The 22,824-nt window shown below is 59.9% G+C and carries 22 protein-coding genes and 3 pseudogenes; 19 read left to right on the top strand and 6 right to left on the bottom strand.

The genetic code is table 11. The features are described 5' to 3' along the window. Positions 1-91 precede the first annotated feature (91 nt). Positions 92-565, top strand: coding sequence for a homoprotocatechuate degradation operon regulator HpaR (gene hpaR / locus BA011_RS29105; protein ID WP_065283379.1), 474 nt, complete (start codon positions 92-94; stop codon positions 563-565). 48 nt (positions 566-613) lie between these two features. On the opposite strand, the gene BA011_RS29100 is transcribed toward hpaR, so the two are convergent. Next, on the bottom strand, positions 614-1,126 hold the full coding sequence (locus tag BA011_RS29100; protein ID WP_065283378.1) for a flavin reductase: 513 nt from the start codon (positions 1,124-1,126) through the stop codon (positions 614-616). A gap of 9 nt (positions 1,127-1,135) precedes the next feature. After that, positions 1,136-2,698, bottom strand: coding sequence for a 4-hydroxyphenylacetate 3-hydroxylase N-terminal domain-containing protein (locus BA011_RS29095; protein ID WP_065283377.1), 1,563 nt, complete (start codon positions 2,696-2,698; stop codon positions 1,136-1,138). Between the two features lie 53 nt (positions 2,699-2,751). On the opposite strand from BA011_RS29095, the gene BA011_RS29090 reads away from it, so the two are divergent. The 11 genes and pseudogenes from BA011_RS29090 to BA011_RS29040 all read left to right on the top strand — a co-directional run bounded on the left by BA011_RS29090 (position 2,752) and on the right by BA011_RS29040 (position 14,347). Then, positions 2,752-3,687 (top strand): helix-turn-helix domain-containing protein, encoded by a 936-nt coding sequence (locus tag BA011_RS29090; RefSeq protein ID WP_065283376.1) that lies wholly within the window; start codon positions 2,752-2,754, stop codon positions 3,685-3,687. Positions 3,688-3,857: 170 nt separating this feature from the next. After that, positions 3,858-4,802 carry a helix-turn-helix domain-containing protein gene (locus BA011_RS29085; protein ID WP_420493444.1) on the top strand — a complete coding sequence of 315 codons (945 nt, stop codon included), beginning with the start codon at positions 3,858-3,860 and terminating at the stop codon, positions 4,800-4,802. A 126-nt stretch (positions 4,803-4,928) separates the two neighbouring features. Next, positions 4,929-6,335, top strand: a complete 1,407-nt coding sequence (locus BA011_RS29080; protein ID WP_065283374.1) for an aldehyde dehydrogenase family protein — start codon at positions 4,929-4,931, stop codon at positions 6,333-6,335. A 3-nt stretch (positions 6,336-6,338) separates the two neighbouring features. After that, on the top strand, positions 6,339-7,934 hold the full coding sequence (locus BA011_RS29075) for a GMC family oxidoreductase (protein ID WP_065283373.1): 1,596 nt from the start codon (positions 6,339-6,341) through the stop codon (positions 7,932-7,934). A 69-nt stretch (positions 7,935-8,003) separates the two neighbouring features. After that, a complete protein-coding gene (locus BA011_RS29070; protein ID WP_065283372.1) occupies positions 8,004-9,260 on the top strand; it encodes an ABC transporter substrate-binding protein in 1,257 nt (418 codons plus the stop codon). Between the two features lie 83 nt (positions 9,261-9,343). Continuing rightward, positions 9,344-10,210 (top strand): branched-chain amino acid ABC transporter permease, encoded by an 867-nt coding sequence (locus tag BA011_RS29065; RefSeq protein ID WP_065283371.1) that lies wholly within the window; start codon positions 9,344-9,346, stop codon positions 10,208-10,210. Continuing rightward, a complete protein-coding gene (locus tag BA011_RS29060) occupies positions 10,207-11,244 on the top strand; it encodes a branched-chain amino acid ABC transporter permease (protein WP_186806576.1) in 1,038 nt (345 codons plus the stop codon). The genes BA011_RS29065 and BA011_RS29060 overlap by 4 nt, the downstream gene beginning before the upstream one ends. After that, the gene (locus BA011_RS29055; RefSeq protein WP_065283370.1) at positions 11,241-11,945 is read left to right on the top strand and encodes an ABC transporter ATP-binding protein; all 705 of its coding nucleotides are present in this window, start codon (positions 11,241-11,243) and stop codon (positions 11,943-11,945) included. Before BA011_RS29060 ends, BA011_RS29055 begins: the two co-directional genes overlap by 4 nt. Further along, a pseudogene (locus BA011_RS29050) lies at positions 11,945-12,663 on the top strand (ABC transporter ATP-binding protein). The gene BA011_RS29055 and the pseudogene BA011_RS29050 overlap by 1 nt, the downstream one beginning before the upstream one ends. Before the next feature lie 15 nt (positions 12,664-12,678). Next, entirely contained in the window at positions 12,679-13,395 is a 717-nt protein-coding gene (locus tag BA011_RS29045; RefSeq protein ID WP_065283369.1) for an SDR family NAD(P)-dependent oxidoreductase, read from the top strand. A gap of 10 nt (positions 13,396-13,405) precedes the next feature. Further along, the gene (locus BA011_RS29040) at positions 13,406-14,347 is read left to right on the top strand and encodes a helix-turn-helix domain-containing protein (protein ID WP_065283368.1); all 942 of its coding nucleotides are present in this window, start codon (positions 13,406-13,408) and stop codon (positions 14,345-14,347) included. A gap of 21 nt (positions 14,348-14,368) precedes the next feature. On the opposite strand, the gene BA011_RS29035 is transcribed toward BA011_RS29040, so the two are convergent. The 3 genes from BA011_RS29035 to BA011_RS29025 are packed head-to-tail and all read right to left on the bottom strand — an operon-like array spanning position 14,369 to position 16,346. Next, a complete protein-coding gene (locus BA011_RS29035) occupies positions 14,369-14,758 on the bottom strand; it encodes a nuclear transport factor 2 family protein (protein ID WP_065283367.1) in 390 nt (129 codons plus the stop codon). A 9-nt stretch (positions 14,759-14,767) separates the two neighbouring features. Continuing rightward, the gene (locus tag BA011_RS29030) at positions 14,768-15,547 is read right to left on the bottom strand and encodes a MoaF C-terminal domain-containing protein (RefSeq protein ID WP_065283366.1); all 780 of its coding nucleotides are present in this window, start codon (positions 15,545-15,547) and stop codon (positions 14,768-14,770) included. A gap of 13 nt (positions 15,548-15,560) precedes the next feature. After that, the gene (locus BA011_RS29025; RefSeq protein ID WP_065283365.1) at positions 15,561-16,346 is read right to left on the bottom strand and encodes an SDR family NAD(P)-dependent oxidoreductase; all 786 of its coding nucleotides are present in this window, start codon (positions 16,344-16,346) and stop codon (positions 15,561-15,563) included. A 122-nt stretch (positions 16,347-16,468) separates the two neighbouring features. On the opposite strand from BA011_RS29025, the pseudogene BA011_RS42480 reads away from it, so the two are divergent. From BA011_RS42480 to BA011_RS45355, 5 genes and pseudogenes are all read left to right on the top strand, one after another. Next, positions 16,469-16,753: pseudogene (locus BA011_RS42480) on the top strand (type II toxin-antitoxin system RelB/DinJ family antitoxin); the annotation flags it as partial. Positions 16,754-16,983: 230 nt separating this feature from the next. Beyond that, positions 16,984-18,425: pseudogene (locus BA011_RS29020) on the top strand (ATPase domain-containing protein). Then, the gene (locus BA011_RS29015; protein ID WP_065283364.1) at positions 18,422-19,480 is read left to right on the top strand and encodes a sensor histidine kinase; all 1,059 of its coding nucleotides are present in this window, start codon (positions 18,422-18,424) and stop codon (positions 19,478-19,480) included. Before BA011_RS29020 ends, BA011_RS29015 begins: the two are co-directional and overlap by 4 nt. Before the next feature lie 234 nt (positions 19,481-19,714). Then, complete coding sequence (locus BA011_RS45360) at positions 19,715-19,888, top strand: PAS domain-containing protein (RefSeq protein WP_237352719.1); 174 nt, start codon at positions 19,715-19,717, stop codon at positions 19,886-19,888. Between the two features lie 173 nt (positions 19,889-20,061). Then, on the top strand, positions 20,062-20,232 hold the full coding sequence (locus BA011_RS45355) for a hypothetical protein (RefSeq protein WP_237352718.1): 171 nt from the start codon (positions 20,062-20,064) through the stop codon (positions 20,230-20,232). On the opposite strand, the gene BA011_RS29005 is transcribed toward BA011_RS45355, so the two are convergent. Continuing rightward, on the bottom strand, positions 20,229-21,161 hold the full coding sequence (locus BA011_RS29005; RefSeq protein WP_065283362.1) for a LysR family transcriptional regulator: 933 nt from the start codon (positions 21,159-21,161) through the stop codon (positions 20,229-20,231). The genes BA011_RS45355 and BA011_RS29005 overlap by 4 nt on opposite strands. Positions 21,162-21,262: 101 nt before the next feature. On the opposite strand from BA011_RS29005, the gene BA011_RS29000 reads away from it, so the two are divergent. Then, complete coding sequence (locus tag BA011_RS29000) at positions 21,263-22,267, top strand: NADP-dependent oxidoreductase (RefSeq protein ID WP_065283565.1); 1,005 nt, start codon at positions 21,263-21,265, stop codon at positions 22,265-22,267. A 70-nt stretch (positions 22,268-22,337) separates the two neighbouring features. Further along, complete coding sequence (locus BA011_RS28995) at positions 22,338-22,766, top strand: hypothetical protein (RefSeq protein ID WP_237352717.1); 429 nt, start codon at positions 22,338-22,340, stop codon at positions 22,764-22,766. Positions 22,767-22,824 lie beyond the last annotated feature (58 nt).

Below are 22,824 nucleotides of genomic sequence, written 5' to 3'. Positions count from 1 at the left end.
ATTTAACATGTTAACAATCTATGCGGGGTTGTCAACGGTGCGGGGCGCTCGCCTCGTTGCGCGCCGCAAAAAATTGATCCATAGAACCATTATGACCCGACAAAGCCCTGAGACGAACGGCATAGTGCAGGACGCTCTTCTTCCCCGTGACACCCGCCGCTCGCTGCCGATTGCGCTGCTTCGGGCGCGTGAGGCGGTTATGGGGCATTTCCGTCCGATGCTGGCGCTGCATGACGTGACCGAACAACAATGGCGAGTGATCCGCATTCTGGCGGAAGCCGGAACATTGGATGCCTCGGAGCTGTCGGAACGGGCCTTCATTCTTGCCCCGAGCCTGACGCGGATCATCCGGTCCCTGGAGGAACGTGGCTTCATCACCAAGACCAAGGATGCTGAAGACGGTCGCCGTATTCTTCTTGAGATCACGGCCGCCGGGTTGAAAGTCATCAATGAAGTCAGCCCAGACAGCCGTATGATTTACACGGCGCTGGAGCAGCGGTTTGGTCGGGAACGGATCGATACGCTGCTGGATATGCTTGACGAATTAGCGATGCTGCACAAGTAGCCGGCGACTCCGACTTGTTATGGCAAGGCGGCCGACAGCTCACCCGCCTCAACCTCCGAAGCTGCCAAGTTGCGTCGGGACATGAACGTAATTCCGGTCAAAATACAGCAACGCATGCCCATCGGGGCGGGATCTGATGCCAGCGATCCGCCCGATGAAGATGTGATGGCTGCCGACAAGTCTTGCCTCGGACAGCTCGCAATCAAATGAGACGATCGCATCCGCGAGAGCATCCGTGCCCGAAGGCATTGCGACCCACTCCGCAGAGGCGTAGCGCGCCTCCATATCGGCGGTTGCGCCGGCAAATTTCCCGGCCAGATCTCTGTGATCATGACTTAACACGTTCACGCAGAACCGGTGGTTTTCCAGAAACAGTGCCGTTTGGGCGGATCGGCTATTCATGCACACGAGCAGCGTCGGCGGCTCGTCGGTCACACTGCACATGGCGGTCGCCGTGAACCCACCGCGACCGGCGGGACCATTGGTGGTGATGACGTTGACCGGCGCGCAAACGCGCGCCATGGCGTTGCGGAACTCGGTTTTGGAAAAGGCCTCCTCCATGGTCGCCTCCTATTCAGCAGCGGACTTGAACTGGTCTGCATTGCCGATCGGCGGCAACCAGGTATCGCCGGTCCAGCCGTTCTCGTCGTAGTCGCTCATGCAGGTATCAACCAAGGCCTCCATTTCGCGCAACCGTCCGCCACGCTCGGCCCCCTTCAGTACCTGAAGCCGGACTTCTTCCGGCGCTCCGGCATAGTTCAATTCGTAGAGCGCATGCCGTCCGCCGAACTCGGTTCCGGTTGCGTCCCACAACAGCTTCATGATCTTGATGCGTTCGATATGGCCCATGTCGTTGGAGCCGCGCACATACTGGCCGAGATAGCGGTCGATCTCCGGATTGCCGAAATCCTTGGCCGAGGACGGCAAATAGATCAATCCCGAGGCGACGACCTTGCGGACCGTCTCGATGACGCGGGGATAGGCTTCCGACATGAAAGTGCGATAGGCGAGAGCCGCTTCCAGATTGGGCAGCACTGCGCCGTTCGCCCAGGGGATCGGATTGTAGGCCATGGCGTTGGAGAAGCTCCAGAACATGTGGCGCAACGCGATGACTTCACCAAGTGCGGCCTGATTGCCGCGGAAGGCATCGCCGCCGGTCGCCCGCAAAGCCTTGGCGAGCAGGCCCGCCAGGAAGTCGAGTTTGACGGCGAAGCGCGTGCAGCCTTGGAAGCAGTAGCCGTGCATGAAGCCGGAAGCGGGATGGAAGGACAGGATCTTCGGCGCGTCGCGCAGGACCAGCACGTCCTCCCAGGGGATGAAGACACTGTCCAGAACGAGGATGGCATCGTTCTCATCGAAGCGAGAAGAGAGCGGGTAGTCGAACGGCGTGCCGACACGATTTGCCGTTTCCTCATAGGAAACGCGGCAGAACATCTTGATGCCGGGCGCATTCATTGGGACGATGAACATCACCGACAGCGACGGGTCTTCCGTGACCGTCGCCGAGCTCTGTGCCAGGAAATTGTAGTGCGTCAAAGCAGAGGACGTCGCCACTACCTTGGCGCCCGAGACGTAGATGCCGGCGTCGGTTTCCTTGGTGATATGCACGAATACGTCTTTTACGGCATCCGCCGGCTTGTGGCGGTCGATCGGCGGGTTCACGATCGCGTGGTTCATGAAGAGAGCCGCTTCCTGGGCGCGCTTGTGCCAGGCGAGTGCGTTGTCCTTGAAGGGACCGTACCAGTCGGCATTGGCGCCCAGCGTATTCATCAATGCTGCTTTGTAGTCGGCGGTTCGGCCCATCCATCCATAGGACATGCGCGCCCAGTCGGCGATCGCACCCTGTTGAGCGACGAGATCGGCGGAGGACTTTGCAACACGGAAATATTTGTGGGTGTAGCCCCCAGAGCCGGTGTCGGTGGGCGATGTCAACCGTTCCTTGGTCTTTTCCGCATGCAGCGCATCGTAAAGCCTGGCGAGCGAGCGGGCGGAATTGCGCATCGAGGGATGCGCGGTCACGTCCTTGACACGCTCACCATTGATGTAGACCTCCCGCCCGTCACGAAGGGATGCCAGATATTCCTCACCGGTGAAGGGCCGCTTGGTATCGGCCCGGAAATCCTCTGATCGCATGTCGTCCTCCCTTGATCTGAGACAAATGCTAGTCCTTGCGTTCGCCTTCCACCATGGACAGAATAGGGAAATCACTTGTACTTTTTACGGCGGCCAGCATGAGCGACATCGTCCCAAGTTTCTTTGTTTACGGCGAACCGGACCGCCCTTTGGAGATCGGATTTCTTCATGTCGAAACGGTGATGGCGCGAGCAAATCTCCATTCCGGTCAGGTTCGAGCCCATAAGCATGATCGGATGATGCAGGTCACTTTCTGGACCAGCGGCAGCGGATCCTATTTCATAGAAGATCAACGTTTGGACTTTTTGGCGCCTGCCGTCAGCTTCGTGCCGAGCGGCGTCATCCACGGCTTCAACGTCGATCCGCTTGTTTCAGACGCGGTCGTCGTGTCGATCGCCGACAGTCTGCTGCCGTCGATCGCCGGTCAGACGACGCTGCCGCTGGATCGCCCGGTGATGGTGACGGGGCAGGGCGCGGAAGCGTTCTGGGAGAGACTTCGGCGGACCATGCAACTAATTCTGGAGGAGTACTCCGAGGGGAGAGGCCAGGCCGATACGATCCTTTCACCATTGGTTGCCGCCATGCTGACCCAGATCCGACGCCTGGCGTCCGACGCGCCGATGCTGGCACAATCGCCACAACGCCTGCTTGCTGGTGACCTTCGACGGCTGATCGACCGGCATTTTCGTGAGAACTGGCCGGTTGCGCGCTACGTTTCGACCCTCGGCACCACGCCGCATCTTCTTGCCAAGGCCGGGCACATGGCTTTCGGCCAGGGCGTCAAGGACATGATCGCCGAGCGCCGCCTGCTCGAGGCCAAACGGCTGTTGCTTTTCACCATCCGATCGCTCGAGGACATAGCCTACGAGGTGGGCTTGAAGGATGCCGCCTATTTTTCGCGCTTTTTCCGCGCGCGGACCGGTATGCCGCCCAGTGAATGGCGGCGGCGAAACATAGTTGGTGAGAAGAGTCGGAATGACGCATTCTAGTTAACATGTGAAATATATTGACAGCGCGATCGATCTTCGACACTCTTTCAGTTTACCGGTCTCAGGTGTTGCCGCCTTTTTGCGCTTGTGGGAGAGTCGCGCGAGACGGACATGTCGTTGACTGACACTGTTGGGAGGCAGAGTTGGAGCTCTTGAACAACCAGGCCCTGATGCAACACGCATGGGCAACCGTTCCCTATGATCAATGGACCAGTGATCTCCAATCGATCTGCGGCAACTTCAATCCGAAAGCAATGGAGAGCGGCAAGGCCGTAACGGGGGCAGCCCGGCGTATCGATGTCTGCGGTATGGAGTTCGCCCATGTTTCCAATGATCTCGATCGCGTCCATCGAGATTGGGATGACATTCGCCGAGACGCCAACGAACACCTTTTTCTCATCATGCAGCTCGAAGGGTCCTGTGGTCTCGAGCACGTCGGCCACCAGGCAGTCCTGGATGTCGGTGATTGCATTCTCGTCGACTCGACCCGGCCGACGACATTCCATTTCGGTGGACAGTTCAGCAATCATCTGTCGCTGCATTTGCCTCGCCAGATCATGTATGCCGAAAGCCCGATCGATTTCGACATCGCCCGCAAGCTCGAGGCCTTTGACCCGATGGCAATGATGCTGCGTGCGCTGGTGGCAAAGATTATGTCCAATTCGGCATCGGATGCCGCGTCTGCCAATCTGCGGCACCTGATGTTCAATGCAACGCGACAGGCCTTCGTCTCAAACGGCGACGCCATGTCCGCTCTTAACGACAGCGCTTCGCGGCGGCTGGAAATGGTCGACATACTGATCGACCGACACCTGACCGAGAGCGATCTCTGCGCCAAGTGGCTGGCGACACGGATCGGCGTATCCATCCGCACGTTGCAGCAGGATTTTCAAGGTATTGGCATGACCTGCACCACGGTCATCCGTGACAAGCGGTTGCGCCTCGTGCGTGAAAAGATCGCGCAGATCAAAGATCAAAGAAGCCCAAGGACGATCGCGGAAGTCGCCTATTCGGCCGGCTTCAATGATATTTCCTATTTCAATCGCAGCTTCAAGGATCTGTTCGACTGCGCGCCGACCGATCTGCTCAGGCCGGTGACATCAACCGCACAATAGGGCGGTTTGAATACTTGATGAGCCGACGGCCTGTTGCGTTTCAGACCAAGTCGCGGCGCGCTCCTGCCCAAGACGGCTTTCTTCTGCCCCGTCATACTCCTTCCAAAGCTCAGGGAGGAGCCAATCGTGAAGCAGTACAGTCTGTTCATCGGCGGAGCACGCATCGAGACCGCAACCTATGCCGAGGTTCGCAACCCATCGACCGGCGAAGTCGTCGGTCAGATGCCGCTGGCGACGCCGGCGGATCTCGACCATGCCGTTGCCGCAGCCTCAGTCGCCTTTCGCACTTGGAGCCAGGCGTCGGAAGAAGAGCGCCAGGCAGCCTGTCGCGCCATTGCCGAAAAGATCGCAGCCAATGGCGAGGAACTTGCACGCCTTTTGACGCTGGAGCAGGGCAAGCCTCTCAATGGTCTCGGTTCCCGGTTTGAAATAGGCGGTGCACTTGCGTGGACACGCCATACGGCAGAGCTGAATCTGCCCATCGAAATTCTGCAGGACGACAATGAAGGGCGTGTCGAATTGCATCGCAAGCCGATTGGCGTCGTTGGTTCGATCACACCCTGGAACTGGCCGGTGATGATCGCTTGCTGGCATATCGTGCCAGCGGTGCGAGCCGGCAATACGGTCATCATCAAGCCATCGCCGCTGACGCCACTTTCGACGATCCGTCTTGTCGAGATCATGAATGAAGTGCTGCCGCCCGGCGTCGTCAATGTCATCACCGGCGAAAACAGCATCGGCGCGGCACTTTCCGCCCATGACGGCATCGCCAAGATGACCTTCACAGGCTCGACCGAGACCGGCAAGAAGGTCATGGCTTCGGCTGTCGCGACGTTGAAACGCCTGACGCTCGAGCTTGGCGGCAACGATGCCGGTATCGTGCTTCCCGATGCCGATCCTGCGCAGATCGCCGAGGGCCTGTTCTGGGGAGCCTTCATCAACAACGGCCAGACCTGCGCAGCGCTGAAGCGCCTTTACGTGCACGACAGCATTTATGAAGACGTCTGTGCACGGCTTGCCGACTACGCCGGCAGGATCGTGATCGGCGACGGCCTTGATGAAACCAGCATTCTTGGCCCGATCCAGAACGAAATGCAGTTCAACAAAGTTCGCGAACTTGTCGATGATGCGCGCGCCAATGGCGGCCGCATTCTCGCCGGCGGCACGCCGATCGATCGGCCGGGTTACTTCTATCCGATCACGCTTGTTGCCGATGTCGACCATGGTGTTCGTCTCGTCGACGAAGAGCAGTTCGGGCCGGCACTGCCGATCATTCGTTACACCGATATCGATGAGGTCATCGCTCGCGCCAACACCAATCCCGCCGGGCTAGGCGGCTCTGTCTGGTCGGCGGACGCCGAAAAGGCCAAGCGCTATGCAATGCAGCTCGAATGCGGCTCGGTATGGATCAACAAGCACGGAACGATCCAGCCGAACGCCCCCTTCGGTGGCGTCAAACAATCGGGCATCGGTGTAGAGTTCGGCGCCGAAGGGCTGAAGGAATTCACCACAATCCAGACGGTGTTGAGCTGAGCCATGGCGAACTTCGACTATATCATCGTCGGTGGCGGATCGTCCGGCTGTGTGTTGGCAAACCGGCTCTCCGAGAACCCGGAAAATAAGGTCCTGCTGATCGAATCCGGTCGGCGTGACACGGACCGCTGGATCCATGTTCCAGCGACCTTCTTTAAGGTTCTCGGCAAGGGTGTCGACATTCACCCCTATGCCTCCGAGCCGGAGAAGGGCCTCAACGGCCGCCCTTGCATTACCCCGCAGGGAAACGTGCTCGGCGGTGGCAGTTCCGTCAATGCGATGATCTACATCCGTGGCCACAGGAACGACTACGATACGTGGTCGCAGATGGGGTGTCACGGCTGGTCCTACGACGATGTGCTGCCGGCTTTCCGATCGCTTGAGAATAACGAGAGCCTCAGTGGCGAATTTCATGGCCGCAGCGGCGGCCTGCACGTCTCGAACCCTCGTCACCGCCATCCGCTGAGCGAAGCCTTCATTCAGGCAGCCACGGAAGTCGGCATTCCGTATAATCCGGACTTCAACGGTGCGGACCAGGAAGGCGTCGGGTTCTATCAGAGTACGACTTACCGGGGGCGTCGTTGGAGTTCCGCGCAGGCGTTCCTGCGCGACGCGGAGATAAGGCCGAACGTCACGATCCTGACCGAACGCAAGGTCGCCCGCATCCTGTTCGAAGGTCGGCGGGCGACGGGTGTCGAGCTGCAGGACGGCACCATATTCAGCGCTTCCAAGGAAATCGCCCTGACGGCGGGTGCGATCGCGACACCCAAAATCCTGCAGCTTTCGGGCATTGGCGAGGCCGAGCATCTCCGCTCTCACGGCATCAATGTGGTGGCCGACCTGCCGGGCGTCGGCGCAAACTATCAGGATCATCTCGAAGCGCCGGTTCAAGGCGAAACCCACGAGCCGATCTCCATCCTCGGGCATGACAGCGGGATTCGCGCGGTCGGACATATGGCGCGCTACCTGCTGTCGCATCGCGGCCTGCTTTCATCGAACGTCGTCGAATGCGGTGGTTTCGTCGATACCGCCGGCACGGGCCAGCCGGATGTTCAGTTCCATGTGCTGCCAGTTCTTGTGGGCTTCGTCGATCGCGATCCCGAACCCGGTCATGGTCTCAGCATCGGCCCCTGTTACCTCAGGCCGCGCTCTCGCGGCACCATTCGCCTCAGAAGCGCCGACCCGAACGACAGGGCGGAGTTCAACGCCAATCTCCTCTCAGACCCGGCCGACCTCGATACGTTGGTGCGCGGTGTCGAGACAGCGATCCGCATTCTGGATGCGCCAGCACTTGCGAAGCTTATCAAGCGACGCGTCCTGCCGAAACCGGGTGTTGAAAGTGATCCCGCGGCATTGCGCGACTACATCCGTCGGACCGCCAAGACCGTTTTCCATCCGGCGGGCACGGCGCGCATGGGGCGAGCAGACGATCCGATGGCGGTCGTCGGGGTCGATCTGAAGGTGCGCGGCGTCGAAGGTCTGAGGGTATGCGACGCATCGGTGATGCCGACGTTGGTATCGGGCAACACCAACGCTCCGGTGATGATGATTGCGGCGCGCGCGGCCGCCTTCATGACAGGCAAGGCGATCGCCGGCTGAGGCAGAGATTCTACGATGGAAGACGTTCGCGGGGAGTGCGGACAATAACGGAAACTGGAGGAGGAAACGATGAGAATAGATATGAGGGGGCTGGTAATCGGCCTCGGCCTGACGCTGTTTTCGGCATTCAGTGCCCATGCAGCCGCGTCCTGCGGCGACAATAACGGCAAAGCCGCGACCGGTGAACCGATTGTGATCGGTGCGATCACCGGCAAAACCGGTCCGGACGATTTTTCGAACTCGACCAGGGCCGCCAACGCCTATTTCGACTGCTTGAACGCCAATGGCGGCATCAAGGGGCGACCGGTCAAATATCTGGTCGAAGACGATCAGTGGAATCCGGAGACGGCCGCTCAACTGGCCGCCAAGCTCGTCAACGACGAGAAGGCGGTGCTGATGGTCGGCAATTCGAGCTTTGTCGAATGTGGCGCAAACGCCGATTTCTACAAGAAATCCGGCATTCTCGTCGTCGCTGGGGTCGGCGTTCCTCGCGAATGCTTCTTTGCCGAGAACTATGCAGCGACGAATGCCGGACCCCGCGTCTCCACGCTGGGCGCCATGGGCTACGCATTGGATCAGCTCAAGGCGAAGTCGGTCGTTTGCATCGGTCCGAACATCCCGAATGTCGGTACATGGTCCTGCGACGGCATTAAGTCTCTGGCCAAGGAAAAAGGCTTTACGGCCGAAACGATCCTGATGGATCCCGGTACGGCCGACTCGACCTCGATCATCCTGCAGGCGGCGGCTTCCAAGCCTGATGTCATTATCCTCGGCCTTCCCAAGGGCGTCACGATCCCGCTTCTGACCGCGGCCGAAGAACAGGGGCTCAACCAGACCATCAAGTTCCTCAGTGCCGCATCGGCTTATGACCTTTCGGTGCCCGGTACAATTGGCGCAGGCTGGGATGGAAACTTCTATGTCAACATGGAGTTCAACGATCTCGAAGCCGCGACGCCCGACAATCAGAACTGGCTTGCCGTCATGGACAAATATGGCCAGTCTTCCGATCCGCGCGATACGTTCGCCCAGGCCGGATATCTTGCTGCCCGTATTGCGGAAAAGGCACTGATGTCACTTGATCCCAAGGACATCACGCGCGAAAGCACCAGTGCCGCCATCCGGCAGGTCAAGGGCTTTGCCAGCGATATTTTCTGCGCGCCTTGGTATTTCGGCGATGGTCAGCCGCGCCACAATGCAAATTCAACGACGCGCATGGCAGTCAGCGAAGGCGGCAAGTGGAAGGTGATTTCCGATTGCGCGCCATCCCCCGATCCGGAGCTGGCTGACATCCGCGCCTTTGAAAAGAGCGCCGGACTTGCTCCGTAAATCGAGGCATTCCGCGTCATCCCGTGGCCTGAGCCACGGGATGATGTCCGCCGTCTCTTCGGTCGCCATATCGGAATCCCCTCATGACCTTCTTACCATTTCTCATATCGGGTCTCGGAATTGGGGCCGTCTATGCCCTCTCAGGCGTCGGCCTTGTCATCCTCTTTCGGGCAACCGGGGTCCTTAACTTCGCTTTCGGTGCGTTTGGTGCTATCGGCGCGCACTGCGCCTGGCAGCTTCTCGAATGGAAAATGCCGCTTGCCGTCGCCATCCCGGCGGCCGTCGTCGTGTCTACGGCCATCAGCTTCCTTTACGGGCGGATCTTTGCACCTATGCTATCGCATCGCGATACGGTCGTGCGTGCCGTCGGGACCTTGGCGCCGGCCTTGGTGCTGATCGCCTTGATGGGGATCATCTGGGGTGAGCTGCCGCGTCGCCTGCAGTTTCCGACCGACCAGATGTTCGTTTCCCTCTTCGGCGTTCGCCTGACTTACACGCGCATCATCGCCATCCTGCTTGCTGTGGTGATGGTCGGCGCGATCACCCTGCTGCTCAATCGGACGCGCCTGGGCCTTGACATGCGAGCCTTGGCCAACGACCGCGACCTGAGCGCAATTCTCGGTGTTCGCATTCTCTACACAGAAACGGCGGCATGGGTCATTACCGGCATTTTTTCCGGTTTCGCCGGCCTGCTGCTTGCCGACCTCGTCCGCCTCCAGGGCACGTTCCTGACTTTGCTGGTGATCCCAGCAATCGCGGCGGCAATTCTCGGCCAGTTGCGCTCGCTTTGGGAAACGGCCGTCGCCGGGCTTCTGATCGGCATTGCCGAAGCTGCGCTCACCCCGGTCGGCTGGATCTCACCCTATCGCGCGGCCGCACCTTTCATTATCGCGCTCGTCGCGGTCACGATTTTGGGGAGTACGGCCAAGGCCGTGTTGAAGGACCGATGATGACTTCGCAGCAGACCATACAGGCATTACCGGAGCGCGTTCCGGTGACCCGGTTTCCCAAACAGCTTCTTCACGTTCCCGCGACGATGGCTCTGTTTGCTGCCGTGGTTACGTGTCTTGCCAATTCCTACTGGCTGTCGGCCGCAACGTCGGCGGTGGCGCTGTCGCTCTCGGTGGCGGGGCTGGCGATCCTCTATGGGCAGCTCGGCCTCGTCTCGCTCTGCCAATTCGCGCTCGTCGGGGTTGGCGGCTGGGTAACGCTTCGTGTCGGCCACGCCTTTCACCCGCCGTTCGAAATCAGCCTTCTGGCCGGAGGCATCGTCGCTTCCGTGGTCGGCCTTGCCTTCGGCTTGCCGGCGCTGCGCTTGAGGGGGCTTTATCTTGCCCTTGTCACGCTGATGCTCGCGGGAGCGTTTCAGATCATCATCAGCGCCTGGGGCTTTCCCGACGGCGGCAACGGTTTTCTCGGCCGCGCCGACGGTTCCGGCCGTGCTATGCTCCCCCGGCCTGAAGTCGCCGAGGGAGCCGTCGGCTATTTCCTCTATGTTTGCATTGCCGCGACCATCGCTCTGCTGATCGCCCAATGGCACAAACTGGGACGACCCGGCCGCGCCTGGGCTCTGATCCGCAAGGGCGAGACGGTCGCCATTGCAAGCGGCGTCAATGTGCTGACCTACAAGGCATGGGCATTCGCGCTCAGCGGCTTCCTCGCGGGCGTTTCTGGTGCACTGCTTGCCGGAAATGTCGGTCAGCTCGATGGTCGTGCGTTTGGCGCCTTCGAAAGCTTGAACCTCTTCGCCCTGGCGATCGTCGGAGGCGTCTACAACTGGTACGGAGCGTTGATTGCCGGACTGCTGCTGCGGGCGGTGCCGGCGCTGCTGACCGATCTCGGGATCGATGGATATGTGACCATCGGTATTTTCGGCGTCGCTCTGTTCCAGGCGTTGGCGACGGCACCATCCGGCATCGCCGGACAGATCGCCTCGCTGATCGCCCGGCTGCGATTCGGTTCGGCAAAGGAGAGGGCGCGATGATCGCCATCGACAACCTTGTCGTCCAGTTCGGCGGCGTCAAGCCGATCAATGAATTGACTGCGACGCTTGCTGCGCCAATCGCCGGTCTGATTGGCCCGAACGGTGCGGGTAAAACAACCCTGCTCAATGTTCTCTCAGGTTTCGTCAGGCCGGCTCGTGGCAGCGTCGCACTGAATGGCGATCAATTGCTCGACCTTGCACCGCTGCAGCGGGTGCGCGCCGGCCTTCGCCGGTCTTTCCAGACGGAGCAGGTCGTCGAGGATCTGACGGTGTCGGGCAATCTCGCCGCGATCGCGGATCATGTAGTGGCGCCGCTAAATCGCGCCGCGGCCATTGATGCCGCTCTTGCTTTTGTCGGCCTCCGAACGGTGACCGATAAGCTCGGCCAGTCGCTCAATCTGTTCCAGCGCCGTCTGGTCGAGCTCGGCAAATGCGTGATCGGCAATCCCAGGCTCATCCTGCTCGATGAACCTGCCGCCGGCCTGACGGTAGAGGAGGGTGGCATGTTTCGCGAACTCGTTTTGCGCATCCCCGCCGAAGTCGGAGCGCAAGTGTTGGTGATCGATCACGACGTCGAGCTCATTCGGGCGATGTGCAGCGAGACGATGGTGCTCGATTATGGAAAGCTGCTGGCGCTGGGGCCGACGGAAGCGGTGCTTGCCGACCCGAACGTGCGTCGCGCCTATCTGGGGGAATTCTGATGGCAGCGATCTCATCCGTGGTCGTTGAAAATCTCGCGGTCGAGCGCGGTGGCAAACGGGTCATCCACGATGTCTCCTTTGCCATCAAAAGCGGAGAAATCACCGCGTTGCTGGGTGCCAACGGCGCCGGTAAGTCGAGCACCGTTATGGCGCTTGCTGGCGTCCTGCCTATCGCTGGCGGCAGAATGCGGCTCGACGCGACGTCGCTCACCGGGCTTTCTCCCGATCGCATCCGCCGGGCCGGCCTGGCGCTGGTGCCGGAGGGTCATCGGGTGCTGGGCCAGCTCTCGGTGGAAGACAACATTCTCGTTGCTGCCTTTGATGGATCGCCTTCCGCCCGCCGCGAGGGACTCGAAAGAGCCTATGAAATATTTCCCGAACTTGCCCAGCGCAAACGCCAGCTGGCTTCCGATCTCTCGGGGGGCAGAAGCAGATGGTCGCGATGGCGCAGGCGTTTATCGCCAAGCCAGGCTTCATGGTGGTCGATGAGCTTTCGCTTGGGCTGGCGCCGACTGTGGTCAAGCGGCTGGCGGAAGCACTAAAGATAGCGGCCCAAAACGGCATCGGCGTGCTCCTGATCGAACAGTTCGCCAACCTTGCTCTCGATCTGGCCGATCACGCGATGGTCATGGAGCGCGGCCGGCTGGTCTATGACGGTGCTTCCGCGACGTTGAGGGCCAATCCCGAAATCCTGCATGGCGCCTATCTCGCCAGCTGATCTCAAGGAGAGACGATGACCTTTGCCAACGATCTTTTTACCGGCCGCACGGTCGTTATCCCTGGCGGAACATCGGGCATTGGGGCTGCGACGGCTGACAGTTTTGCTGCGCTCGGTGCCCGGGTCGTCTGCTGCGGCCTTGGCGCCGCCGGCGGACCACGCAGCGAGCGGATCGAGAGCCGGGACATCAACGTCCTTCAGCCCGGCGCTCTCGACGATTTCTTCGCGAGCCTCAATCAGATTGATGTGCTCGTGAATTGCACCGGTGTCAGCCGCGATCGCGACGAATGGAAGAAAGCGAAGTTCGATGAGGTCATAGCAATCAACCTGACGTCCGTGATGGATTGTTGTCGCTTGGGCCGCAGCCGGATGAAATCCGGTTCGTCCATCATCAACATTGCGTCCATGTATTCGACGTTCGGCGCGGCCGATCGGCCAGGTTATTCGGCCAGCAAGGGAGCGATCGTACAACTCACAAAGTCGTTGGCGCAGGAATTTGCGGCGGAGAATATCCGCGTCAACGCCGTCGCGCCAGGCTGGATCGTAACGCCGCTGAGCCGGGCATTGTTTGCCGATGAAGTCGTTTCGGCGCCGATCAGAAACCGCATACCGGCGGGACGATGGGGCGAGGCGGCGGAAGTCGCCGACGCGATCGTCTTCCTGTCGTCCGAGGCAGCACGCTACATAACCGGCGTCTGCCTGCCGGTCGACGGCGGCTACCTGACCTCATGAGGAAGACAGCATGGAACCGGTTTTCTCATCCGTCAAAGTTGCAGGGGGAAGGGATTTTCCGAGCGTTGCCCGCAGCTTGTTCGGCAATGTGCGGCTCGATTTTCAATCGGGTGACGAAGATCAAAGCCGGCTGTTGTCAGCAATGCTCGGCACCTGCCGCCTGACGCTGCTGGAAGCCGATACGCACACGGTTTTTGGCGAGCGCGTGACCCTCAGCTCGGACTCTCCCGATGCCATCAAATTGGTTTTCCAGACACATGGCTTTTCGTCCCTCAACCAAAATGGCCGTAGCGTTCCAGTCGGCGCCGGCGCGAGCATCATGTATGATCCAAGCCGTCCCTATGTGCTGACCAACAGAACGGCTGTCCGCCTGCTTCTCCTGCAATTGCCGCGTCGCGCGCTTCCAGTTCAAGCGGTCAACCGGCTGATGGAGCCGTTTGTCGCCATGCCTGAACATGCGGGGATGCAGCGCATCCTGCTTTCGCTGATGGATTCGACAATCCGGGAGAGCGGCAGGTTGGATGACACGGCGCGTGCCAGCCTCGGCCAGACGATGATCGAGCTCGTTCGCACCATGATCGGCGTCGATCCGCAGCGGGAACGATCAAGCGCCCATTCCCTTGACCTGCTGCGACGGCGTGTGAAGGACTTTGTCTCGGACCACATCTCGCAGCCCGATCTCGATGTCGGCATGATCGCGCGCCGTATGGGTTGTTCCATTCGCTACGTCTATCGTGCATTTGAGGCCGATGGCACGACGCCGGCCGACTATATCTGGAGCCTGCGGCTGGAAAGAGCCGCGTCCCGACTACGGGACGCTGCATGCCGCCCGGGCGAAATATCGGAGATTGCCTTTGCGCTTGGGTTTTCTTCGAGCGCGCATTTCTCCCGGGCGTTTCGTGGCCGCTATGCGCTTTCGCCCTCCGATTGGAGAAAGGGCGGCCCGGCGTGAATTCGCGAGGCCGCCACGCGTTTATCGCATTGCGTCCGCTACACGCAACGTGTCGGTGAATTGTTCGAAGCGCCGGATCTTGCCGTCTGCGACGCTCCAGACGTGAACGACACGCGCCTTGAAGGACTTGCCGGTCTGTCTGTAAGTCCCGGCATAATCACCGATTCCGATCACGTCGCTGCCTGCATCCAGCAGCCGTTCCAGGGCGAACGTGTAGCCGTCGAAGGCTTCTCCGAGTACGAAGAAAACGTTTTTGAAAACCTCTTGCGGGCCGACATAGGTGCCGGCACAGGGAAAGCCATCCATTTCCGTCCATCGGCAATCGGCGGCGATGTCGGCAAGCATGCCGTCCATATCCCGGCGCGCGTTGGCGTCGTAGTGTGCCTTCACGATTTCATAGGCTGTGCGCATCGTTCTGCCTCAAACTGGTTCCTGCCCGGGGAGATAGTAGGTCATCGACGCCTTGCGGATGAAGGCGCCGGCCGGGCTGTTCTGGATATGGCCATCACCAGTGATGCCAAGGAATTTGCCTGTCGAACGCATATCCTTGAAATTGTAGAAGAATGTCGAGGCGACAGCGATCTTGAATTCGCGGAAGGTGAAGATGTACTGATCATCGTCGAACTTGTAGGTGGTCGTCAGGTCGACGTCACCGTGCCCGCGTTGCACGCCGACAAGGCATTGCCATGCATAGCGTTGCGACGAGAGATAGGTATGTTCGTAGACGTGGTTCGGGCTATAGGTGAAATGCGCCCTTAGCCCGATCAGATCCCGGCTTTCGGCAGGCACCGGTCCGCTGACTGCGCCCCCTTCGAGAATACCGGGTCGGAAAATCTGCGCCACCTGCGGCTCTCCGACGGATTGCTCCTTTTCGCGAACAATCGAATAGATCGAGAGAACGCGGCGGCTGGAAACGTTCAGGATCAAGGTCTCGGCTTCTTTGGGTCGCCCCGCGAAAATGACTTCGACGAAGAAGGTGTCGGGCGCGACCTCGATGACTTCGACCGTGTCGGTTGCGCTGTCATCGCCGTCCGACCATTGCACATTGTCTTCGTGGAAGGTGAGTTGAAGCTTGCGACCATCGTCAAAGACGATCGTGTGGGATGAGCCGGAAAGGGCATTCGTCGCCGGCAGACGGTTTGCGTCGATCCCGTATGCGAACTGATCGTAGGTTTTCCAGTCTTTCGGATTCTGGTTCATTATAGTCTCCTCCTCAGGTGAATGCGAGCGTGGGCAGATCGACAGTTCCGGCTCCGCCGTCGACGGTCAGGATGGCGCCGTTGACCATTGCGGCTTCCGCCGAGGCCAGGAAGCAGACTGCATTGGCGACATCTTCAGGCGTTGCGGGACAGCCGAGCGGCACGTCCTTCGTCACAAGGGCATAAGCGTCCTCGATGCTCTTCAGCTTGAATTTTTCCATGATGAATTCCATCTGCTCGTCGGCCATCGCCGTCGTCACCCAGCCGGGGCAAACGGTATTGGTCCTCACGCCGAGGCGGCCGTAGTCCCGAGCCAGCGACTTCGCCAGGCCGATACAAGCATGTTTCATGGTGACGTAGCCTGCGGCATCCGGACCGGCAAAAAGCCCCGCGATCGAGGCAATCACGACGATATTACCTTTGCTCTCGATCAAATGCGGCAGCGTTTCGCGCGCACTGACGAAGGCCGTGTTGAGATTGAGCCTGGTCGCCAGATCCCAAGTCTCGTCTGACATGCTGACAGTAGGGCCGACACCATGGCCGCCGGCATTGGCCACGAGAATATCCAGGCTGCCGAACTGCGCGGCAACGGCTAGGGCGGCAGACTTCATGCTGGCGCCGTCGGCTGCATCGGCGACAACGACCGTGGCTCCGATCTCTTCGGCAACTGCGTGGAGTGGATCGGGACGTCGCCCCACGAGCGTGACATTCCCACCTTCCAATCGAATCCGGCGGGCGACCGCCGCACCGATTCCCGTTCCCCCGCCCGTAATCAAGGCCGTCTTGTTCTTGAAGCGCATGATCTCTCCTCTCACCTTGAGGAATATCATGGCCGAAAGCGCCGGAGGTGTCGTGTCCACGTCTGCAGTTAGTTTTGACTGAGAGTGCACAGACCGCTGTGAGCAGTCGATTGCGATGTCGATTGGCTTGCCTGCAGCGAAGCCGTTGCTACGAGTTCCATAAAATAGCGTTATCCCCCGCCGCAGTGCTTGGAAATATGGGGCTTACGGTATCGGACGCGGTTCGTATCTTACTAACCCGGACCGCCAACGAGGGTGCGCTGCCGCTGGAGCTTCTTTCAGGCAGTGAGGCCCATGACGCCTGGTTTCGCACCAAGGTACTTGAAGCGCTGAACGATACTCGAGCGGACGTCTCGGATGATGAAGTCGAGGCACATTTTTCTCAACGTCGAGCGGCAGCCCGACTTAACAGGCCGCTGAATTGCTGCAGGCCATGCGTAGATAGGTCTGAACAACCCGTCACATGGCTTGCACAGCGCCGCGGCTGCGTTTGGAAGGTGAGCGAATGCGGGTCGGTTGGGCCATCCACTGCTGTTGATGTTTTGAGAAACAGAAATATAACAGCAATTGCGTCCCTTCCCAGACGATGCGCGCCATCGGTCCCATTTGCGCAACACAATCCTAGCGAAAGACGAATATGACAAAACGGAAAAGGACCTCGATCGTCAGCACCGGGATTGGTGGACTTGACGAAATCCTACGCGGTGGCCTGCCGGCATCCAATCTTTATATGCTGCAGGGCGCGCCGGGATCGGGCAAGACAACGGCCGCGCTGCAATTCCTGCGCGCCGGCGTCGAGGCGGGCGAAAGCTGCATTTACGTGACGCTTTCGCAGACAGCTGCGGAACTCGAAGCCATTGCCGTGTCGCACGGTTGGACGCTCGACGGGATCCGCGTCGAAGAGCTGTCCACATCCGGCGCGGTCAACGAGGCCGACGACCAGAGCATATTCTTGACCACTGATCTCCGGCTGGACGAGACCAGGAAAGCCATCGAAGTCGCGATTGAAAAACATAAGCCTCGCCGCCTCGTCTACGACTCACTTCTTGAGATCCGCTTGATCACCGGTGACTCGCCGCGGTTCCGTCGCGAGTTGATCGGCTTCAAGTCCTTCCTGGCGAAACAGGATGTCGTGGCGCTGTTGTTGGATACGCAGACAGCCGGCAACGACCGCAGCGGTGAGGAGGTCGAGGGGCTGGCGCACGGTGTCATTCGCTTCGACAAATCACTGGAAGAATATGGCGGCATACGCCGCCGCATCGAGGTCTCCAAGATGCGTAGCGTGCCTGTGGCTGACGGCTACCACGATATGGCGATACGTGAAGGTGAGGGCGTCGTCGTCTTCCCTCGTATCACACCGAGCACAGCGCCAGAAATCGCCAAGCCACAACTGATCAAGTCTGGCGTGGCCGAACTCGACGAGATGTTCGGTGGTGGTCAGGAGGCCGGAACTACCACACTGGTAATCGGCCAGTCAGGCACCGGCAAATCGACCATGTCGTCCCTCTACGCGACGGCGGCGCTGGAACGAGGCGAGAATGTCGCGCTGTTTCTGTTTGAGGAGCGATTGGAGACGTTCTTCCGCCGCTCCGAAGGTTTGGGCATGGAACTGCGGCAATTCCACAAGGATGGTAAGCTGGTCCTGCGGGATTTTAACCCGAACGAGATTTCGCCCGGTGAATTTGGGCAGATCGTTCAAGAGGCGGTCACCCAAAACAAGTCGCGGGTCGTGGTGATCGACAGTTTGACCGGTTACCTCAACTCTCTGCCGCATCGGGAGAAAGCCGTTCGCGACATCCAATCGCTCCTGAAATACCTCGCCAGGTCCGGTGTCCTGACCATGCTCATCGTCGCGCAACACGGCCTGCTCGGCCAAAATGTCGGGATCGACGTCGATGTCAGCTTTCTCGGCGACACCGTCCTCCTGCTTCGGATCGTTGAGCACGAAGGCCGCCTGCGCCGAAACATCACGGTGGTCAAGAGCGTCATGGACCGCACGATCTCAACGTCCGCGAGCTGCTGATCGAGAGCGGCAGCGTGAGTGTTGTGGCCTACAATCCCTTGCCTGATCCGAAATGAACATCGTTACGCCCGAAAGCGAACTGGACTGGGTTCTCGTCCTCGCTCCTTTTCGCAAGGATGCCGAGTATATAGCAGCGTCCCTTCATGAGCAGGCGGTTGAGGTCAAAGCAGTCAAGGCGGACGAGGATCTGGTCCAGCATCTTTCCTTGTCACCCGGGATCATCGTTATCACCCACGAGGCGCTCAGTTCCGAGGTCGTAGACAAAATCGCCGAACATCTCGCGGAGCAGGCTGGCTGGTCTGAAGTTCCAATCTTCGTATTGTTGGAGCGTTCTGCGCCTGTCGCGAGAATACGCACCCGACTGCAGGCTTCCTGGCCGGATGCTCGCCTACTGTTCCATACGCGTCCGATCGCACCGTTGGAATTCGTGAACGCGATCCAGTCGAATATGCTGGTGCGACTGCGCCAGCGCCAGGTTCGCGATTCCATCGAACGGGAGCGAGAGCTGCGTCTGGAGCTTAATCATCGGGTAAAGAACATCCTGGCGAGTGTCAGCTCGATCTTCCGGATGACCAGGCGCGGCGCTGCATCTATCGATGACTTGGCCGACGATTTCACAAGCCGTCTTCAGGCGCTTTCCAATGTCCATACTGCTGTCTTCGAGGCCGGCGGAGAGGAGGTCTCGCTGTACGACGTCGTCGGCCTGACGGTTTCTCCGTACAACGGTGATGGCATGAGCCGCATCAACGTCAGCGGCCCGGAGATCACGGTCAGCCGCGAGGCCGGAACCACGATAGCACTGTGTTTGCACGAACTCATAACGAATGCCATCAAATATGGCGCATTGTCCGAGCCCGACGGGACGGTCGAAATCGTCTGGACGATCGCGGAAGCGGGCGGCCCCAATTTGTACTTGAACTGGATCGAAGCGGGCGGTCCGCCGGTGCGTGAACCGACGCGGCAAGGCTATGGCACCAGATATGTTCGATCAGCTTTGGGGTCCTTGTTCGGATCGCTTCCCGACATCTCCTTTGCCCCAGATGGCTTTCAGTGCAGCGTGAGTGGTCCGTTATCGCGCGTTACGCCGCAAAACCACGGTACGGCAGATTAGCATCTGTTCAGGCAGCACTGTTCCTGCGCCGTCCGATTCAGCCAGAGTGGTTCACCGAGCGCGAGGCCATAAGGCGATCCCGGCCGCGATCTCAATATCCATGCGAATTCTATCAGCGTTCCCCTTTGCGGCGCGTGGCGTGGTCGGACCATCGGACACCCTCTCGCATGAACTCTTCCGAGGCTTTTGCGTTGTGGTAGTTCTGCCTGCAATGCAGGTCAGCCACGAGGCACGATGAAATCCCCAATCAATTTTCCCGCCGAACGCCTTCAACAAATCCTCAACAGCGCCATCGATACCGGGATCATAACCCTCGACGCTGAAGGCAATATCACCAGCTGGAGCAAAGGTGCCGAAAGGCTGCTCGGATGGTCGCAGGAGGAGATGCTCGGAAAGACGCTGATCTAAATCTTCCCAAGTGACGAGGGCGCCCTCGATTTGCTGGCAGCTGCGCTCGCCGATGCTCGCCTGAACGGCAAAGGAGGAGGTGAAGGCTGGCGGATGCGAAAAGATGGGGACGGATCTGGGCCGTCGGAGAGACGACGCCGCTCTTCGGTGACGGGCAAGAGTTGGTCGGGTTCGTGAAGATCCTGAGAGATCGCACCGAGCAGCGGCAAATCGAGATCGCCCTTCGGGAGCGCACCCGGGCTTTGGAGATCCTCAATCGTGCCGGCGCTAATCTCGCACGCGAGAACGATCTGGAGAAGGTGATGACGCAAATCATATTTCTGCCTGTTAGCTCAACACGTTAAGGCGTCGACGCAGCATTCATTCGCTCTCGGAACACATCCTGCAGCCGAGCAATGAAAGCGCGCACGGCTGGATTTGTCTTGCGGCTCTCGGGCCAGAGCGCAGTGATGTTGTGCCGCTCGACGGCAAATTCGGATAGGACCGGAACCAGATCTCCGCGCGCCACGTGCGGCGCCGTCACGAAGGTCGCGGCAACGCCAATGCCGCCACCCGCGGCAAGCATCTCTACCAGCGCATCGCTCGCGTCGACGATCAGCTTGGACCGCGGGAGGATTTCAATGGTTCTATCGCCTATCTTGAAAGGCCATCGAAAAGTCTGGCCCGTGCTCTGGTAGCGCAGGCTGACGGTTTCGTGTCCCTCCAGTTCCTCCGGGTGCGTTGGGATTCCACGAGCCGCCAGATAGGCAGGGGAAGCGAAGGCGCACAGCCGGTATGGCGCCAGCCTGCGCGACAACAACCGCGAGTCCGCGGGATCACCGATACGCACGGCGACGTCTATGCCTTGTTCGATCATGTCGAGATATTGGTCGCTGAGCCGCAGATCGACGCTCACCTTGGGGTAGAGGGCTCGAAAGGCCGGCAGTGCCGGCGCTATCACATGCACGCCGATGAGCAGCGACGCAGCGACCCGCAGGGTCCCGGAGGGCTCCGACCGCGCTGCCATAGCCGTCTGTTCGATGGCTTCAGCGTCCTGGAGCAGCTTGAGCGCGCGGTCGTGAAGCTCGCGGCCTTCCGGCGTAAGGGTGAGTGATCGTGTCGTGCGGGTGAAGAGGGACACACCCAGCCGCTGTTCGAGCCGTTGAATGCTTTTGCTGACGGCCGAGGGCGAGATGGCCAGGGAATGTGCGGCAGCCGTATAGCTTCCCATCGATCCTGCGCGTGCGAACGCAATCAAACCGGTCAAGCGTTCCAGCGCTATTTGTTCCTTCATGGCATTATTAAAGCGAAAGTCACCAACATTATCAACGGGCAATCGAGTGGGTATAACGGTCTGAGAGGAATGCATCGATGGAGATTGTCGTGAGCCAGGTTATGAAAGCAGTACGGTTTCATGAGTTCGGGGGCCCCGAGGTGCTTCGGTACGAAGAGGCGCCGCGACCGGCGCTCACGGCTGGCGAGGTCCTCGTCCGGGTCCATGCGATCGGCCTCAATCCGCCCGACTGGTACTTGCGCGAGGGCTACAAGATGCTTCCGCAGGAGTGGCAGCCGAAGGTCTCGTTTCCTGTCGTTCCAGGCACGGACATTTCCGGCGTGGTCCACGCCATCGCCGAAGATGTCGGGAAGTTTTCGATCGGCGACGAAGTCTATTCCATGGTGCGGTTTCCGAGCGGTCTGGCAGGGGAGAGCCGGGGCTATGCGGAATATGTGAGCGTGCCCGCGTCCGAACTGGCTCGCAAGCCGTCCGGCATCGATCACGTGTCGGCTGCGGCGGCACCGATGTCGCTGCTCACCGCGTGGCAGTTCTTGATCGAACTTGGCCACAACGAACCCAATCCGCTACAGCCGAACCGCCATGAGCCGGTGCCGCTGGCTGGCAAGACAGTGATGGTAAACGGTGCAGCCGGAGGCGTGGGTCATCTCGCGGTGCAACTGGCCAAGTGGAAGGGTGCTCATGTCATCGCTGTCGCTTCCGGCAAGAACGAAACTCTTCTGCGTGACCTCGGCGCTGACGAGATCATCGATTATGGAAAGCAGGCTCCAGAGGGCGTGGTTCGCGATCTCGACCTTGTCATCGATGCCGTCGGTGGCCCGGAGACAGAGCGTTTCCTTCGCACGCTAAAGCGTGGCGGTTCGCTGTTTCCGATTTTCCCCCTTGGATTCGCCGGCGCGGACGAGGCGGCGGCACGGGGCATGACTGTGTCGACGACCCAGGTTCGCTCCAACGGCGCGCAGCTGGAACAAATCGGGCGCCTGCTCGATGATGGCACGATCCGGACTGTCATTGACAGCACCTATCCGCTCCCTGAGGCGCGCCAGGCTCATGAGAAGGCGGCGAAGGGTCACATCCAGGGCAAGATCGTCCTCACGGTCGAATGAGCCGAGCCTCTCAAAAGCATCCCCAATTGACCCCTGCGGCAAGACAAACGGCGGTCTTTCAGAAGGACTGATGAACATGGACGCGCAAGCGAAATTTCGCCAAGGAACAGTCGCCTGGTTCGAGATGGTGGGCACCCTGATGTGCGAAGCCGCCTCGGACGCCGGGCTCACGCTGGACGTCAATCTCACGCTTGTCGAGCGCTATACGGATGGCGTTGAACTGGCAGGCGGCCATGTCCAGAGTATTCGGTTTGCCATCATCAATGGCCAACCGTCATTCAGGATCGGAGTTCGCCGGGACGAGCGGGGCGACGTCACCATCGAGATAACGGCCAGCGCTGCGCGAGCGCTCAATGTCCTGCGCAGCGGCGATCCAGATTACCAAACCGCACTTCAAGATTTTCAGAGTTCGGGCGAGATGAAGGTTGGCGGCGATCCGTCGCGGTTCGGGAGATGGTTGGAGACGGTCCATGACCTGATTGTGGAACGAACGATTTAGGACCTGCAAGATTCGTCGCATGACAGCCGTCGCATCTGGAGGTTCTCGAACCCATTCG

This window comes from Rhizobium leguminosarum (genome assembly GCF_001679785.1).
Classification (GTDB): domain Bacteria; phylum Pseudomonadota; class Alphaproteobacteria; order Rhizobiales; family Rhizobiaceae; genus Rhizobium; species Rhizobium leguminosarum_R.
The sequence above is the reverse complement of the archived record's forward strand: the minus strand, read 5'-3'. Positions and strand labels throughout refer to the sequence as shown.

Bases quoted from the DNA above. Each gene is read 5' to 3' on its own strand.
- BA011_RS29075 (WP_065283373.1), top strand. From the start codon at position 6,339: ATGGCGAACTTCGACTATATCATCGTCGGTGGCGGATCGTCCGGCTGT.
- BA011_RS29090 (WP_065283376.1), top strand. From the start codon at position 2,752: ATGGACAGAATAGGGAAATCACTTGTACTTTTTACGGCGGCCAGCATG.
- BA011_RS29065 (WP_065283371.1), top strand. From the start codon at position 9,344: ATGACCTTCTTACCATTTCTCATATCGGGTCTCGGAATTGGGGCCGTC.
- BA011_RS29015 (WP_065283364.1), top strand. From the start codon at position 18,422: ATGAACATCGTTACGCCCGAAAGCGAACTGGACTGGGTTCTCGTCCTC.
- BA011_RS29040 (WP_065283368.1), top strand. From the start codon at position 13,406: ATGGAACCGGTTTTCTCATCCGTCAAAGTTGCAGGGGGAAGGGATTTT.
- hpaR (WP_065283379.1), top strand. From the start codon at position 92: ATGACCCGACAAAGCCCTGAGACGAACGGCATAGTGCAGGACGCTCTT.
- BA011_RS29100 (WP_065283378.1), bottom strand. From the start codon at position 1,126: ATGGAGGAGGCCTTTTCCAAAACCGAGTTCCGCAACGCCATGGCGCGC.
- BA011_RS29055 (WP_065283370.1), top strand. From the start codon at position 11,241: ATGATCGCCATCGACAACCTTGTCGTCCAGTTCGGCGGCGTCAAGCCG.
- BA011_RS28995 (WP_237352717.1), top strand. From the start codon at position 22,338: ATGAACATGGACGCGCAAGCGAAATTTCGCCAAGGAACAGTCGCCTGG.
- BA011_RS29035 (WP_065283367.1), bottom strand. From the start codon at position 14,758: ATGCGCACAGCCTATGAAATCGTGAAGGCACACTACGACGCCAACGCG.
- BA011_RS45360 (WP_237352719.1), top strand. From the start codon at position 19,715: ATGAAATCCCCAATCAATTTTCCCGCCGAACGCCTTCAACAAATCCTC.
- BA011_RS29095 (WP_065283377.1), bottom strand. From the start codon at position 2,698: ATGCGATCAGAGGATTTCCGGGCCGATACCAAGCGGCCCTTCACCGGT.
- BA011_RS29060 (WP_186806576.1), top strand. From the start codon at position 10,207: ATGATGACTTCGCAGCAGACCATACAGGCATTACCGGAGCGCGTTCCG.
- BA011_RS29085 (WP_420493444.1), top strand. From the start codon at position 3,858: ATGCAACACGCATGGGCAACCGTTCCCTATGATCAATGGACCAGTGAT.
- BA011_RS29000 (WP_065283565.1), top strand. From the start codon at position 21,263: ATGAAAGCAGTACGGTTTCATGAGTTCGGGGGCCCCGAGGTGCTTCGG.
- BA011_RS29005 (WP_065283362.1), bottom strand. From the start codon at position 21,161: ATGAAGGAACAAATAGCGCTGGAACGCTTGACCGGTTTGATTGCGTTC.
- BA011_RS29030 (WP_065283366.1), bottom strand. From the start codon at position 15,547: ATGAACCAGAATCCGAAAGACTGGAAAACCTACGATCAGTTCGCATAC.
- BA011_RS29025 (WP_065283365.1), bottom strand. From the start codon at position 16,346: ATGCGCTTCAAGAACAAGACGGCCTTGATTACGGGCGGGGGAACGGGA.
- BA011_RS29045 (WP_065283369.1), top strand. From the start codon at position 12,679: ATGACCTTTGCCAACGATCTTTTTACCGGCCGCACGGTCGTTATCCCT.
- BA011_RS29070 (WP_065283372.1), top strand. From the start codon at position 8,004: ATGAGAATAGATATGAGGGGGCTGGTAATCGGCCTCGGCCTGACGCTG.